General features: G+C 38.2%; 15 protein-coding genes. 10 read left to right on the forward strand and 5 right to left on the reverse strand.

Going from position 1 to position 15,712, the window contains the following annotated elements:
• Positions 1–430: 430 nt before the first annotated feature.
• Both AC1Z3K_RS12050 and AC1Z3K_RS12055 read right to left on the reverse strand, forming a co-directional pair.
• Positions 431–862: a hypothetical protein gene (locus tag AC1Z3K_RS12050; protein WP_426084424.1), complete on the reverse strand. Its 432-nt coding sequence runs from the start codon at positions 860–862 to the stop codon at positions 431–433.
• A gap of 381 nt (positions 863–1,243) precedes the next feature.
• Positions 1,244–2,533, reverse strand: a complete 1,290-nt coding sequence (locus AC1Z3K_RS12055; protein WP_461732842.1) for a BaiN/RdsA family NAD(P)/FAD-dependent oxidoreductase — start codon at positions 2,531–2,533, stop codon at positions 1,244–1,246.
• A gap of 131 nt (positions 2,534–2,664) precedes the next feature.
• Between AC1Z3K_RS12055 and gdhA the strand changes: the two genes are divergently transcribed.
• The 3 genes from gdhA to AC1Z3K_RS12070 all read left to right on the forward strand — a co-directional run bounded on the left by gdhA (position 2,665) and on the right by AC1Z3K_RS12070 (position 6,119).
• Positions 2,665–4,011 carry an NADP-specific glutamate dehydrogenase gene (gdhA, locus tag AC1Z3K_RS12060; protein WP_426084422.1) on the forward strand — a complete coding sequence of 449 codons (1,347 nt, stop codon included), beginning with the start codon at positions 2,665–2,667 and terminating at the stop codon, positions 4,009–4,011.
• Positions 4,012–4,267: 256 nt separating this feature from the next.
• Positions 4,268–5,617, forward strand: coding sequence for a glucose-6-phosphate isomerase (locus AC1Z3K_RS12065; RefSeq protein WP_426084421.1), 1,350 nt, complete (start codon positions 4,268–4,270; stop codon positions 5,615–5,617).
• Positions 5,618–5,912: 295 nt separating this feature from the next.
• Complete coding sequence (locus tag AC1Z3K_RS12070) at positions 5,913–6,119, forward strand: hypothetical protein (protein ID WP_426084420.1); 207 nt, start codon at positions 5,913–5,915, stop codon at positions 6,117–6,119.
• Positions 6,120–6,197: 78 nt separating this feature from the next.
• Here the strand turns inward: AC1Z3K_RS12070 and AC1Z3K_RS12075 are convergent, their stop codons facing one another.
• A complete protein-coding gene (locus tag AC1Z3K_RS12075) occupies positions 6,198–6,731 on the reverse strand; it encodes a hypothetical protein (RefSeq protein WP_426084419.1) in 534 nt (177 codons plus the stop codon).
• A 123-nt stretch (positions 6,732–6,854) separates the two neighbouring features.
• A complete protein-coding gene (locus AC1Z3K_RS12080) occupies positions 6,855–7,844 on the reverse strand; it encodes an Abi family protein (protein WP_461732843.1) in 990 nt (329 codons plus the stop codon).
• Positions 7,845–8,455: 611 nt separating this feature from the next.
• On the opposite strand from AC1Z3K_RS12080, the gene AC1Z3K_RS12085 reads away from it, so the two are divergent.
• The 3 genes from AC1Z3K_RS12085 (at position 8,456) to AC1Z3K_RS12095 (ending at position 11,153) form a co-directional block, all read left to right on the forward strand.
• The gene (locus AC1Z3K_RS12085) at positions 8,456–9,271 is read left to right on the forward strand and encodes a MerR family transcriptional regulator (RefSeq protein ID WP_426084417.1); all 816 of its coding nucleotides are present in this window, start codon (positions 8,456–8,458) and stop codon (positions 9,269–9,271) included.
• A gap of 62 nt (positions 9,272–9,333) precedes the next feature.
• Positions 9,334–10,521 carry a M28 family metallopeptidase gene (locus tag AC1Z3K_RS12090; RefSeq protein WP_426084416.1) on the forward strand — a complete coding sequence of 396 codons (1,188 nt, stop codon included), beginning with the start codon at positions 9,334–9,336 and terminating at the stop codon, positions 10,519–10,521.
• 248 nt (positions 10,522–10,769) lie between these two features.
• Positions 10,770–11,153 (forward strand): Asp23/Gls24 family envelope stress response protein, encoded by a 384-nt coding sequence (locus AC1Z3K_RS12095; RefSeq protein WP_426084415.1) that lies wholly within the window; start codon positions 10,770–10,772, stop codon positions 11,151–11,153.
• 87 nt (positions 11,154–11,240) lie between these two features.
• Here AC1Z3K_RS12095 and AC1Z3K_RS12100 read toward each other — a convergent pair whose 3' ends face one another.
• Entirely contained in the window at positions 11,241–11,441 is a 201-nt protein-coding gene (locus AC1Z3K_RS12100; protein WP_426084414.1) for a cold-shock protein, read from the reverse strand.
• A gap of 180 nt (positions 11,442–11,621) precedes the next feature.
• On the opposite strand from AC1Z3K_RS12100, the gene AC1Z3K_RS12105 reads away from it, so the two are divergent.
• The 4 genes from AC1Z3K_RS12105 to lspA all read left to right on the forward strand — a co-directional run bounded on the left by AC1Z3K_RS12105 (position 11,622) and on the right by lspA (position 15,638).
• Positions 11,622–13,292, forward strand: a complete 1,671-nt coding sequence (locus tag AC1Z3K_RS12105; RefSeq protein WP_461732844.1) for a formate--tetrahydrofolate ligase — start codon at positions 11,622–11,624, stop codon at positions 13,290–13,292.
• Positions 13,293–14,078: 786 nt separating this feature from the next.
• On the forward strand, positions 14,079–14,471 hold the full coding sequence (locus tag AC1Z3K_RS12110; RefSeq protein WP_461732845.1) for a hypothetical protein: 393 nt from the start codon (positions 14,079–14,081) through the stop codon (positions 14,469–14,471).
• Positions 14,461–15,162 carry a CBS domain-containing protein gene (locus tag AC1Z3K_RS12115; RefSeq protein WP_426084411.1) on the forward strand — a complete coding sequence of 234 codons (702 nt, stop codon included), beginning with the start codon at positions 14,461–14,463 and terminating at the stop codon, positions 15,160–15,162. The genes AC1Z3K_RS12110 and AC1Z3K_RS12115 overlap by 11 nt, the downstream gene beginning before the upstream one ends.
• Positions 15,163–15,167: 5 nt before the next feature.
• On the forward strand, positions 15,168–15,638 hold the full coding sequence (lspA, locus tag AC1Z3K_RS12120; RefSeq protein ID WP_426084457.1) for a signal peptidase II: 471 nt from the start codon (positions 15,168–15,170) through the stop codon (positions 15,636–15,638).
• The last annotated feature ends 74 nt before the right edge of the window (positions 15,639–15,712 follow it).

Here is a 15,712-nt window from a genome sequence, read left to right on the forward strand (position 1 = left end):
TTAGTTCTAAGAAGGTCAAGCGCTCATTAAACACAGGAAGTTGAGCGTTGGTTAGGTGATGACCATTCTTAATTATTTGCCCTTGATTTTTTTACCCCACATTTCTCACAATGTGTTGGTCGATAGGTAAGGGTTGCTTTGATTACCTGAGCCTGAACACTTTTCATTAATCTATATTCAAGCCAATCCTCTCCAAAGGAGAGGTGTTTATCTGTTAGTCCAAGCAATTTTCTGGTATTCTTATCCATAGGGAACAAGCTTTCTGATGATTTGTGGTTTTAGACGATTTCATTTTATCAGTTTATTGTTCCTTTTTTGTGTTTGAACACTTAAAAAAGTGTTGGCAGATTTTCCACCAACACAAAATATTATAGAACCAAAAAAGAGAGTAGGATTTAAAAAATCCCACTCTCTTAACGTTTTTATTATTCTATTTGAACAGTTTGATTGAGCGTTCCAACGACTGCCATTCGGGATGACCGTCAATCTCAAACTGATAGGATTGAAGTCTGAAAATAGAGACGAAGCCTAGGAACAAAGCGATAACGAATGCTGCAAAGAACAGCATAGACTGGATGACCAGACAAGAAATTACGAATACAAAGAACAATAGCAGAAATTTAACGAATAATGGCTGTAAGTTATTAGAATTTTTAATTACGATTTCTTTTGTATGAGGAGCTACTTCAATTTTTTTAAAGGCCGGAAACGGTCCCTCTTTAAAGCTGATTTCATCTCCTGGTTGAACATCCAGATTCAATGAGATACAGTTGAATAGTTTCCCTCTTTTTTCATCATTTACATAAACATTTAATGGTTTTAAGCAACCCCAGTGGGTTTCTTTTTTGATTTTAATTTTCATTGTGTTCACCTCCTGTATGAATCTATTTTCCCATGGAACTAAAAAAAAGAAATCAGCCTTTTGACCGATTTCTTATGAAAGTTTTCTGGTACTCTGGTTGTAGCTGATTGAAAATTTCTGTAAAACAGTACGAACCATCATTAGCTAAATGAAAATAAGCAGCGTTATTCGTAGAGTGAAAAACAACTAATCAAGCGAACCATAGCAAGTACAGTTTCTCCGTCAATAGTTGCTTACGCCGGATGAGTGATCGTGATTCCAGCTTCAACACTAGTGTGATGAAACAGTTTTTTCAAAAAAAGAAGCTGCATCTGTTTTGCTGTTTATTCGGAGGGTGCAAATACATAGAGTAGAATTTTAGTTATGCCTCCAGCTTAGTTTCTAATAATCATCAAGCAGGTAAGTACTATATTCTGCAATTTCAGCAGCATGCACCCCAGCTGTATGACCTGTAACTAAAGCAGCAGTAATATTATAACCGCCGGTATAGCCGTTGATGTCTAAGACCTCACCGCAGAAAAACAATCCCTGAACAAGTTTACTTTCCAGTGTTTTTGGCTGAATTTCTTTTAGTGAAACACCACCTCCGGTTACAAATGATTTTTCTAAGGGGAAGGTGCCTGTCGCTAAGATGATAAAATTCTTCATTTCAACTGCTAAATCCTCAAGCTGCTGTTCAGTTACTTGACGACCAGTCAGTGATAGTAAAGTATGGCGGTCAAGGAAAAATTCAAGTAAGCGTTCCGGCAGCAGCTGCTTCAGAGAATTTTTGAGCTGTTTTTCTGATGTTTTTGCTATTTTCTTCTTAATCTCAGACAAAAGCTCCTGCAAAGATTTATCTGGAAAAATGTCAAGTGTGAGTTTGACTGGCTGCTCCGGATTTTTTTTGAGTAGTTGATTGACAAAGCTGGAACACCGTAATGCTGCTGGACCAGACAGTCCAAAGTGTGTAAACAAAAGATCCATCTGATGGGAGGTAACAGGTTTTCCGTTTTCTCCCAAAACAGCGAGCTGAACGTCTCTTAAAGAAATCCCCTGAAGGGTTTTGTTCTTAATAAAAGCTTCCTCAGAACGTATAGGTGACTCCGTTGGATATAAGGGCTCAATATGGTGCCCCAGTGCTTTAGCAAAGATATACCCGTCACCTGTTGAACCAGTGGAAGGGTAGGTTTTTCCTCCAGTTGAAACAATGACACAGGGTGCATAAATTTTTTGGTTTTTTAGCTCAACACCAATGATTTGCTGCTCTTTTCGGAGAAGCCGCTTAACAGGAGCTTCTGTATAGAGTGTGCCGCCTAATTCCATCAGCTTAGCATAAAGTGCTTCGACAATTGTTTGGGAGCGGTCAGTAACAGGAAACATCCGGCCGTGATCTTCTTCTTTTAGCGACACTCCATTTGATTCAAAAAAATGGATGATGTCTTGATTCGTATATTGGGAAAAGGCACTATAAAGAAATTTTCCGTTTCCAGGAATATGTTCGATAATCTCTTCAGGTGTTCGTTTATTGGTTACATTGCACCTGCCGCCGCCCGTCAATAAAAGTTTTTTTCCAATCCGTTTATTCTTTTCCAGAAGCAGGACGCGGCTGCCTGCTTCTGCAGCAGCAATTGCCGCCATTAATCCGCTAGTCCCGGCACCGATAACGATGACATCAAATTTGTTATTCATGATTGACCTCCAATTCAATAAACAGTGTATCACAAAACATGAAAAAGTTTTTTGGTTTTTTTCATGTTTTGGCTGGAAAAATCTGCTGTTTCCTGTAAAATGAAAAGAAAGCTGAAGGGTAAGGTGAATGTATGAATATAACAAACTATGTTAAAGAAATTCGGGAAAAACTTGAAGTGAAGGAAGAGGGGCAAACAGAATACCTGCAGGCAATTGATGAATTTTTGCCAAGTATGGAAGCATTTCTGAAAGAAAATCCGGAATTTGCAGAAGCGAATATCTTAGAGCTGCTAATTGAACCGGAAAGGGTTATTCAATTTAGAGTTCCTTGGCAGGATGATGAAGGAAAATGGCGGGTGAACCGAGGCTATCGGGTTCAATACAACTCAGCAATTGGTCCTTATAAAGGCGGCCTGCGCTTCCATCCAAGCGTAAATGTTAGTGTTTTGAAATTTTTGGCGTTTGAACAAATCTTCAAAAACAGCTTAACAGGACTGCCGATTGGCGGCGGAAAAGGCGGCAGTGATTTTGATCCAAAAGGAAAATCTGACAGTGAAGTTATGCGCTTTTGTCAAAGCTTCATGACTGAGCTGCACAAGCACATTGGACCTAATACGGATGTTCCGGCTGGGGATATTGGTGTGGGGGCCCGTGAAATTGGGTATTTATACGGGACCTACAAACGTTTGAGAAATTATGATGCGGGCGTTCTAACGGGTAAGCCATTAACATACTGGGGCAGCCAAACAAGAACAGAGGCGACAGGCTACGGTGCAGTCTATTTCGTTCGTCACCTGCTTGCTGATCGCAAGGATTCTTTTGAAGGAAAGAAAGTCGTCGTGTCAGGCAGCGGAAATGTAGCGATTTATGCAATGGAAAAGGCCAAAGAGCTAGGTGCTACCGTGTTGACTTGTTCTGATTCCAATGGTTTTGTCTATGATCCGAATGGAATTGATGTTGAACTGGTTAAAGAGCTGAAAGAGAAAAACAGAGAACGCATTTCAAAATATGTTGCCACACATAAAGAAGCTCAATATTATGATGGTCAGTCTGTTTGGGATTTTAAGACTGCCTATGATATTGCATTGCCGTGTGCTACGCAAAATGAAATTAACGCTGAACAGGCCGCAGTTCTAGTTGAAAACGGCGGGAAAATTGTAGCTGAGGGGGCAAACATGCCTTGTACCTTAGATGCTGTCCATGTATTTGAACAGCATGGAGTTCTTTACTGTCCTGGGAAAGCTGCCAATGCTGGCGGTGTAGCAGTTTCTGCTTTGGAAATGAGCCAGAACTCCGAGCGTTTGTCATGGTCTTTTGAAAAGGTAGACAGTATGCTTGATGATATTATGAAAAATATTTATGAAAAATGTCGTGATACAGCTGCTGAATATGGAGCAAAAGATAATTATGTTCTTGGAGCCAATATAGCTGGTTTTGAAAAAGTAGCTAAGGCGATGCTGAGTCAGGGACTGGTCTAGCAGACAGTGTAATCATCGCTTTTTCCCAGCTGGATTAGTAAAATAGTTCGTTCGCTTTATGAGCCGGATTTATTAGTGAAAGAAAACTGTTGATAGAGAAATAGAGTATTGCTATGGTGATTTTTAAACTCTCTTATGAGTAAAGGGAGTCATTCAGTTTTTGATATTGGTCTATACAGTTATAATTTACTTGAAAAATATGATAAAAGAACGTAAAGTAATAGTGTAATAAGTTTACTTTCAAGGAGGAGAAGGAATGTCACACATTAGATTTGACTATTCCAAATTAGCACCATTTGTTGCTGATCATGAATTGGAATATATGCAAACTCAAGTCGATGCAGTAGATAAAGCATTGCGAGAAGGTACAGGTGCCGGAAACGACTATACTGGGTGGATTGATTTGCCTGAAAACTATGATAAAGAGGAATTTGCCCGCATTAAGAAAGCAGCGGAAAAAATTCAGTCTGATTCTGAAGTACTTGTTGTTATTGGTATCGGAGGCTCTTACTTAGGTGCCCGTGCTGCCATTGAGTTTTTACAACATTCTTTCAGCAACGTATTAACAAAAGAAGAACGTAAAGCGCCGCAAGTATTCTTTGCAGGAAACAGCATCAGCTCCACGTATTTAGCGGACTTGATTCATCTAATCGGCGACCGCGATTTTTCTGTAAATGTTATTTCTAAATCAGGAACAACAACAGAACCAGCGATTGCTTTCCGTGTCTTCAAGGAATTGCTAATCAAAAAATATGGTAAAGAAGAAGCGAATAAACGTATTTATGCAACAACTGACCGAGCAAAAGGTGCGGTTAAAGTTGAAGCAGATGCTGAAAACTGGGAAACATTTGTTATTCCTGATGATGTCGGCGGACGTTTCACTGTTCTGACACCTGTAGGTCTATTGCCGATTGCTGTAAGCGGAGCAGATATCGATGCATTGATGTCTGGTGCAAATGATGCTCGTAAAGAGTATGCAGCAACAACTGACTTGAAAGAAAACGAAGCGTATCAATATGCAGCACTTCGTAATATCTTATACCGTAAAGGGAAAACCACTGAAATGCTGATCAACTACGAGCCGGGCATGCACTACTTCTCTGAATGGTGGAAACAGCTTTATGGTGAATCAGAAGGAAAAGACCAAAAAGGTATTTTCCCGGCAGCAGCAGATTTTTCTACTGATTTGCATTCTATGGGGCAATATGTTCAAGATGGCATGCGCAATTTATTTGAAACAGTGGTGAAAATCGAAACGCCTCGTCATTCACTAAAAATTCCAGTACAGGATGAAGATTTGGACGGTCTAGGATATTTGCAGGGTAAAGAAATTGACTACGTGAATACTAAAGCCTTTGAAGGAACTTTATTGGCTCATACAGACGGCAACGTACCAAACATGATTGTGAATGTTCCAAAAATGGATGAATATTCATTAGGATATGTTATGTACTTCTTTGAAATTGCTGTAGGAATTTCCGGCTACTTAAATGGTGTAAACCCATTTGACCAGCCAGGAGTGGAAGCTTATAAAGCGAACATGTTTGCGTTACTTGGCAAACCAGGCTTTGAAGAGTTAGCTAAAGAATTAAACGAACGTTTATAAGTCTTTAACCTAGGTATTAAGATTAAAACTGCTAAAAAGATTTAAACATCTTTTTAGCAGTTTTTTGTTTTATGGTTAAAGAAATATTTGAGGAGATTAGGGGCATACCTCATTCTGTGTTACTATAAAGATAGGTCTATTCCCTGATTTTAAGGAAAGCCTTGCTTTCATTTCATAAAATAGCGAGGCGGATCTTCAAAGAAGTGTAAATACTGAGCTTTGACCGATCGATAGTCAATCGTCATTTTGCATAAGTAAACGAAACGCTGGTAAAAGTTAAGAAAAGAGGTCTACTATGGGAAGACAATATGGTCCTAAAGCTATTGAGCTATCTTCATTATCAATAGGCTTTTATGTGAATCAGCAGGTTGCTTTCATCCAGGGAAAAGAAACACAGATTGGATACATTGAAAAAATGCTGGGAAATGCCGCAGTTGTTGTTTTAGACAATCAAAGGAAACTTAGAACAGTTGTTAATTATAGAAATCTTCAGATTGTGTAAGATGAGAGAATGATAACGCCCTGCTTATGTACCTCATAGGCAGGGCGTTATTAAACGAAATCTACTTTTTCTACAACATTAATAATAAAGCAGCTGATACAAATTATCTACTCTGGCCCAAAAAGTCAAAATTTGTCCATCATGATAACGTGTAGAAAAATTACGCCAGTAGCGGCCTAAATCCCAGCCGCCTACACCTGAGTCCCAAACATTATTGGTAAAACGAAAACCATTTTTTATATAGTCGGTTGAAACTGCTGTATAGGGAATACCATTATCAAACCAGTTAAAACCAACAGGCGCCAGCTCTGGACTGTAAAACTGCCAAATATTATAAACATAGCTGTAAGCATCGTAGCGAAATATTTTACGATTTGATGGGTTTCTTAGTAGTGGCGAGAGAGTCTGGCTGCTTAAATCGGCTGGCTGACGAGTGGTCAAATTTTCCAATGGAATAGGACAGCTTTCGAGTCCATCTAATTCCTTCAAACGAGCAATCGCTTCAATATTATCTTCTTTTGCAATAGAATCTGCAGTTTCAGCAGAAGCTTCCGAACCCCAAGTAAAAAGACTAAAAATTACCAATGAGAAAATCCAAACTATTTTTTTCATATATTCCTTCCTTTCGAATGTTAGATTTTATTCACATTTAAGTATAAAGGATAAAAATGATAAAATCAAACTTTTGGTAAAAAATATATTTTGTGAATTTTCAATCATTCTTTGGTAGTGGAATTAGATTTCTCTTAATAACTCAATAAAATTTTTAGGTAAAAAAGTCCGATAAAGAAGCCTCTGATGGATTTCTTTATTCTCCATTTCCAGCTGATGAAACAGATAGCCAATTTCACTGATAAAATTAGTTTTTGTGTTGGAACGATTAGATAGCAGCAAACAAATTGAAGTAAATAAAGCAAAAATCCGAAAAGTTCGATCATAGATATAGTTTTGAGAAAATAAGCAGCTGGTTGTATATTTTCCTACGAGCCGTTCTTTTAAACGAGCACTTTGAGGAATTCCATGAATCAGCAGCCGTGAACCATGAGCTGCAATATTTCGATAAAGATGAACCACCTTCATTGCTTGTAAAAAAAGTTCTTTCTTTAGTTCATCTGGTCTATCCGGATATAAAAATACATTTACTGTATTTGTTTTTATAGGTGGCTTACAAAGTCGATACCATTCATAAACAACACCTAGACTTAGGGTAGGGGCTACAATCCAAGGAGGAACATTTCCGTGCTGTTCTTGAAAATGCTGGATGGATGAAATTCTGTTATCATTTATTTTTTTTGTAATTTTATCAAACGTTTTTTCAATAGAAAAAACACCTTTATAACGCCCAATCTGTACACGATAGCCATTGGAATAATTATGCTTGCTTAGATAGGCATCTTGCTCAGCTCCTAATTCAAGTGCGATATAGTAGCTTAAAGAAGATTTAAACGTGGTTTCAATCATCATCATATATTTGTAAAGAATCGCTGCTAAATTTTTGTCAAAATCACACAGGAGTAGTGTATCTTCTAAGATATCTTCAAACAGCTGATTGTGGTAATCATTTGCCGTATCCTTACTGAACAGCTCCTTATAGCTATTTATAATACCGTAATATGAATTGTTAATTAGGACGAATTTTGCCTGTTCTTCATCTCTAAACCGCATATTTCTAGATTTAAGGATGTTTATTTGATCATCTAAAGTTTTAAATGTTTTGTCTTCCATTTTTGCTCCTTCAACGAAAAAATCTCACTGTAGAGTGAGATAGAGGTGCAAGGCACCCGTTTTTTAGTTATTATAATAACATTATCATGATAACTAAAATATGACATTATGTCAATATTGTAAATGTACTTAAGGGTTTAAACTTAGATTGATAAAGAGTGAATGTATTTTAGATTATTTGCCTGTGAAAGGTAAGAAGATTTTTCTTTTAAAATAACGAAAACTTTATTTAATGAAGTTAATATAAAAGAAAAAATAAATTAAATAGAAAAATAAGTTGACAAAAAGATTATATTGTAATAGAATGAACTCCTAACAACCTTTTATTTTTTAACTTTACTCTGAAAAGAGTAAAACTCCTTTTTGCTACCTCATACCCGTGAGGTAGCTTTTTTATTTTGCAAGGGCAATGTTAATTTCTGATGTCAAAATTAGAACAAAAAAGCTTGAAGGAAAATATCTTTGGTCCATAAACTCTATATTACATCGAATTAACTGTGATGAATCTTAAATCAAGAATTTTACTTAGAAGATAATCTCAACTAACAAAAGTGTGGCAGCTTCCATTCGTGTATAATTTGAGCTATAGAAGTTTAAAGGGAGGGAACAGGATGAATAGCTACACAACTGCTCAGCTGGCAAAGCTTTATAACATCCATCCTAATACAATCAGACTTTATGAACACTCCGGGTATATTAGTACAGCGGACAGAAAAGGCAATAACTATCGGATGTTTACGGATATCCATGTCCAGCAGTTAAAAATATGCCGGTGTATTTTTGGTTATCCTTACACAAACCGCTCACTCAGAAAAGCAGGCATTGCAGTGATGACCCTTTCAGCAGAAAAAAATTGGAATGCAGGTATTAAAGCTGCGGCAAGATATCTCTGCTTAATTAATCAGGAAATAGTTCTTGCGCAAAGTACTGCAAAAGCGCTGCAGGATTGGGCAGTTGCCAGCAAGGATCAATCGCTAACTGCGGCAGAGCCGAGTTTATCCAGAAAAAAATTAGCTAACTACTTGGGAGTTACAGTGGAAACAATCAGAAACTGGGAAAGAAACAGACTGATTTTTTCAGCAGGTATCGGGAGAAAAAAAGAGACACTGTATGCTGAAAATGATCTAGATCGGATTAAAATTATTAACATGCTGATTCGGGTAGGCTATAGTATTGCTGCCATACACAGGAGTCTGAGCATGAATGATCAGGGAGAGGTGCTGTCAGTTAGTACAGCTTTAAACAATCCTGAATATGATGAACTTGTATCAGCAGGAGACCGCTGGCTGTATGAACTGACACGCCTAGGAGAGGCAGCACAATTTATTATTCCGGCATTTGAAGAAATGAAGAGACTGACAACGGATCAAAATGTTAACCCTCCATATGCACACCACCCCTTAATTCCCATGATACACTTTGAATGAAAGAGCTCGACTTGTTGGATTGACAAGTTAGTGATTTTTATTTCAAAAGGGAGGAATCAATAATGCAGGAGCTGTTACATGCTTTATCACAAGAAAGACCAGTTGGCACAAGGAAAAATCAGGAACTAACTGACCAAATTGAAAAAAGACTAAAAAGGATGGGGTATTCAGTATCCTCTTTGCCTTTTGATTGCTGCACTTGGGAGTATGGCCCTTCTGCAATCTGCATTGGAGGACAACGATTTACAGTGGAACCAAGTCCATTCTCTGAGCCATTTAAAGGAACTGAAAAGGTTTGTACCGCTGAAACACTTGAACAGCTGGAGCATGGGGTATGTGAAGGGAAGATTCTACTCTTATCAGGTGTTTTAACCGAGACACCGTTATCACCAAAAGATTATCCATTTTATTATCCTGATGAACATAGACAGCTGATTAATCTGATTGAACGGAAAAAACCGGCAGCTATTGTGGCAGCAACAAATCCTTCTGAGCTGAATGGGAAAACACCCCATCCGCTGTTTGAGGATGGCAATTTTTTAATCCCCTCCGCTGTGATTGACCAGCAGACGTTTCATCAGATTCGTTCTTTGCTTACTGAGAAGGCAACGGCTGCCGAGCTTCTTATTGAATCAGCAAAACAGCCAGCCGCCGGCAGACAGCTGATTGGTTCAAAAAAATCCAGTGCTTCAGCTAAACGAATTATTGTAGGGGCTCATATTGATACACAGTATGGAACTCCAGGAGCTCTTGATAATGGAATGGGAGCAGCTGTCCTGCTTAAAACAGCAGAACTATTAGCAATTTCAGACCTTACAGTGGATATTGTTCCTTTTACAAGTGAAGAGTACTATGAAGCATCGGGAGAGCTTGCCTACTTAAACATGATAGACAGCGAACCAATTTCTCTCATGATTAATATTGACTCACCTTGTCATCTAGGCTCACAGACGGCTGTTTCTCTTTATAATTTTAATGAGGCGTACAACCAGCAGCTTAATGAAGTGTTGCCTGTTCATTCAATGATTGTAAAAGGAAAAGAATGGTATGCCGGCGACCATGCACCGTTTCTGTTTAAAGGTGTTCCGTGCATGGCAGTAACTTCCTCTGATTTTTTTGAAGGAGCTTTGCAGTATACACATACACCAAATGACACGATGGATACAGTGGATAGCTCATTGATTCTGCCGACAGCAAATTTTGTATCTGACTATATTTTAAAAATCAGCGAGATGGAACAATCATTGTAGGACTTCAACCGCCCCAGTTGTAGCCGATTTTCTGTAATACTCTGGACGTTTGAATGCTTGGTAATCTTCGGCAGTAAAAGCTGTTTATATAAAGTATGTAAATAGCTGATGAGAGCGTGGAACAATAATCAGTTTCTACTCCTAATTTTATTTGAGCGTAATTTTTGTAAAAATTAATAAACTTTCTTACTATTTAGGTGTGAGCTGTTTTTGATAGTTGAAAGTAGCAGTAAATTGGAGGGAATCGGATGGAAGCAGAAACAAGGCATCAAACATCAACTTCAGCGTTTGATGAAACGATTATTCAAACGATTATAGGAGCAGCATTGGATCGAATTGACGGTGTGCTGAATATACATGGCCAGGTTTTCCTTTTAGATAAGGAAAATACGATAACAGAGGGTGAAACGGCCGCCGAAGGAATTAAAACTGAAATTGATGAAAACGAAGTGACGATTGACTTGAAGATAGTCGTCGAATTTGAAAAGGATTTATCAAAAATCTTTTGGGAAATTAAACAGCTGATTTCAGAAGAATTTGAGCGTCTGACAAATCTGAAAGTTACTGAAGTAAACGTTCAGATAAAAGATATTGTTACCAAAGAAGAGTATCAGGCAGCAGAAAAACAGTAACTGCATAAACTGTTTCCTGATTAAACAGCCGTCTAAAAAAGAATCTGGGAAGAAGCAGCCGCTTCTTTCCAGATTCTTTTCTCTATATTAAACTTTTTTAACATGGGCAGCTTGAAGTCCCCGGGAACCTTCAACGACCTCAAATGTTACTTCTTGATTCTCATCTAAATGTTTAAATCCTTCTTCTTCAATTGCAGTGAAATGAACGAAAATTTCTTCCTCTTCATTATACGTAAGAAAACCATATCCTTTTCTGTTATCAAACCATTTAACGACGCCTTTTTCCATTCGATTCACGCTCCTTTTAGATTTGAAACTAGTCTCATTATAATGACAAAAAAAGAAAACGTCAATATTTTGGAATAGACTGCATATAATCATGGAAAAGTTAAAAAATAATGGTTATAATAGAAAATAACTTAACGAAAATGAAAATATCAATAAAAAAGTTCGGGAAAAGAGGTAAAAATGAAAACAGATATTGAGATTGCTCAGGAAGTAGAACTCCTGCCTATCAAAAAGGTAGCAGAAAGAATTAATTTAAACGAAGCAGATTTAGAACTTTATGGGAACTACAAGGCAAAGCTAGATTTTTCTGCTATTCGAAGGTTGGATCAGGAAGAAGACGGCAAACTAATTTTAGTAACATCCATTAATCCTACGCCAGCGGGTGAAGGCAAGTCCACAGTTACGATTGGCTTAGGAGATGCTCTGAATAAAATCGGTAAGAAGACCGTTATTGCATTACGTGAGCCTTCATTAGGTCCAGTGATGGGGATTAAAGGCGGGGCCACCGGCGGCGGTTATGCGCAAGTTTTACCCATGGAAGATATTAATCTACACTTCACTGGGGATATGCATGCGATTACGACCGCCAATAATGCATTGTCTGCTCTTCTTGATAATCACATACAACAGGGAAATGAATTAAATATTGATGCAAGACGAATTATCTGGAAACGTGTAGTGGACTTAAATGACCGTGAGCTGAGACATGTAGTCGTTGGATTAGGCGGTCCTATCCAAGGTGTTCCTAGAGAAGATGGCTTTGATATTACGGTGGCCAGCGAAATCATGGCTATTCTTTGTTTAGCAGCCGACTTAGAGGATCTTAAGGTACGGTTGGGGAATATCGTGGTTGCCTATACCTTTGATAGAGAACCCGTGACTGTAAGTGACTTACAGATTCGAGGGGCACTGGCTTTGTTGCTGAAAGATGCGATTAAGCCAAATCTGGTACAGACAATATACGGTACAGCAGCTCTTGTTCACGGCGGACCGTTTGCCAATATCGCTCATGGATGCAATAGCGTTTTAGCGACAAAAACAGCCTTAAAGCTGGGGGATTATGTGGTAACTGAGGCCGGATTTGGTGCAGATTTAGGCGGGGAAAAATTCCTCGATATCAAAGTACCAAATCTAAAGAAAGCACCAGATGCAGTTGTCATTGTTGCGACCATTCGAGCATTGAAAATGCACGGCGGGCTGTCTAAGGGAGAGCTGGCAACAGAAAATGTTTTTGCTTTGAAAAAGGGGTTCGCTAACCTGAAAAAGCATATTGAAAATATGGAGAGTTATGGTTTACCTGTGGTTGTTGCAATAAATGAATTTGTCAGCGACACTAAAAAGGAAATTGAGATATTATTGGAAATGTGTGAAGAATTGAAGGTTCCTGTTGAACTAACAAAGGTTTGGGAGCTGGGGGCTGACGGCGGCACAGCTCTTGCTGAGACAGTGATTGGGACGATTGAAAAAGAAACGGCTGATTTCAGAACTATCTACTCTACAGGGATTGGTCTAGAAGAAAAAATTGAAACCATCGTACAAAAGATTTACGGCGGCGAAGGAGTTCAGCTATCACCGAAGGCTCAAAAGCAGCTGGAAACCTTCACAAAATACGGCTGGGACCGTTTACCAGTATGTATGGCTAAAACACAATATTCTCTTTCAGATGATCCAACCCAATTGGGAAGACCGGAGCACTTCAAGATAACTATTCGCGAACTGGTTCCTAAAATTGGCGCCGGCTTCATCGTAGCACTTACTGGAGATGTTATGACTATGCCGGGGCTGCCTAAAAAACCAGCAGCATTGAACATGGACATTGATGAAGAAGGTAATGCAATTGGTTTGTTTTAAAAAATAAGCTGTAAACCAGCGAGCTTGTGCCAGAAGTGTTCTGATTCTGGAAAGAAGGCGAAGTAGGCGGAAATGATTTTTGAAGTGCACCTCCTAAGTTAGAGTGAACATCTTACTTAGGAGGTGCACACTATTCTTTTTTAGTATCATCAGTTTATTTTTGAGACTATAAACTTGTCTACAGTTTTCCCTCTATATGCTTCAGTTTTTTGTAATGCTTTGACATTTTGGTATTTCTTTTTGGATAAAAAATAAATTATTTTTGAGTGTTAGCGCTTGCATTAGTGCGCTAATTATGGTATAAAATAAGTGTAAGGGGTAATAGAAATTCCCTAAAGAATCCTGTAGAAGAAGTACAGGGGAATAGTGAAAAAATGGACGTTGAGAGAACATCCAAAGTAAGAAGCCGAGACGGCACGAGAAAGGAACGTGGGAATTTGAGCAACAACTCCTTACTAACTGAATATGGTCTGGCAAGTGTTCAATAAATAGAAGGATTGAGTGGACATGAGAACCTCAATTCAGATGTGTATGAAAACAACAAGAGGAACACTTGTCAGACTACTTTTTTGTGTGTTGTTTTATTTATGGAAAAGAGTATATGAGACGGGCAAAGGGCGCTGCTTTTAGTGAGCAGAAGAACTTTGCTTTTTTTGTTTTACTCTTAAGTAGAAAATCATGGAAGAAAGCTTTTTAAAAGTGAAGGCAGACAAGCGGATGGATTCTCCTTTTCTAGCAACGTTTTTTAGTATATACTTGTTAAGAGCTGCATGGAGGTGTGGGAATATGAAGCTTTATATTACACGTAAAACCGGCTTTTACGGTATGGCAACACCAATCACTGTTTTAAAGAATGGGGAAAAATGGTTTGCTATTGGCAATAACTCAGCAAAAACCGTAGAGGTGCTTGAAAATGAGTTGGATTTACAGGTTTCTTTTTATCTTTTGAAAAGTGAACCCTTTCATTTAAAAAATGATGGATTGGATAAAGAGCTGGAAATTACAATGAATCCAATGCTGGTAGGTAATTATCTAATCTTTTTTGTATTGATGCTGCTGATTCCTGCAACAAGAATGCCTTTGATTGCTATTTTACTGTTTTTAGTGCTTTATTTTGTTTTTTTAATCACTTCACTCAAAAAAGCGTATGTAATTAAGGAGAAATCGAATGGGACATAATGCTGAGGAATTTTTAAATAGCTTTAACCGAATTGAAAAATGGCTGAAAGAAGAGCTAAACAATCCTTCTGCAATGGGCTTCAGCGAGATGGTTCGGCGTTTGGCAAGAAAGAAGCAGTCTCAGGTTGCTTCCGTTGAAAATGATCTTTTGCAGATGGCGCAGTTGAGAAATGCTATTGTTCACGAGCGGGTTTCCAAGGATTTTGTTATTGCGGAACCAAATCAATGGGCAGTAGATCGAATAGCTGAGATTGAAAAACAGCTGATAAAACCAGAAAAGGTTTTACCTAAATTTGGCAAACATGTAACAGGTTTTGAGAAGAAGATTCCTCTAAAGGAGATTTTGGAAATTATTGCTGAAAAGCGTTACTCCCAATTCCCAATATACCATTCGGGTGTGTTTATGGGATTGATTACTGTCCGCGGTTTAGGCATTTGGCTGGCTGTAGAGAGTCGGCGTGGGACTATAGAACTGGAAGGCAAGACTGCCGGTGATTTGCTAACTGATAACTATAAAGAAGCAAATTATCAGTTTGTGGATGAAGAAACAAATATCTATCAGGTGGAGGAAATGTTTGAAAGCCAGGTTCGGCTGGAGGCAATTCTGATTACGAAAAATGGAAATCCAAATGGAAATTTATTAGGAATTATCCGGCCAAGAGATTTGTACAATAATAGGGAAAAGGAATGATTTTGTTGTTAGCAGTTTATCTAATTATAAGTGCCTTGATTATTGGCATTGATCAATGGACGAAGTACTTAACAGTTTCTAACATTCAATTAGGAGAGACAAAGGAGTTTATCAACGGCTTTTTATCCTTTACATATGTTAGAAATACAGGTGCAGCATGGAGTATTTTAGAAGGGAAGATGATTTTTTTCTATATTATTACCGTGATTGTTGTTGCAGTGCTGGTGTATATGCTGATTAAAAACTTGAAAAGCAGCCGCTGGTTTACGATTGGTCTGAGTCTTGTTCTGGCGGGAGCCTTGGGTAACTTTATTGACCGGCTGCGCTTAGGGTATGTTGTCGACATGATTCAAACAGATTTTATGAGCTTTCCAATCTTTAACATAGCAGATATGTCATTAGTAATCGGTGTGGCGTGTATCTTTATCTACTTGATTTTAGATGAGCGGGCAGCTAAGAAAACGAATCAGAAATAAGCAGCAGTTGTACGGATAACAGACTGTGGTAATAAATAATTGAAAAGAGCGAAAATCTACTTAGATTATGAAGA

This window comes from Enterococcus sp. LJL128 (assembly GCF_056924295.1).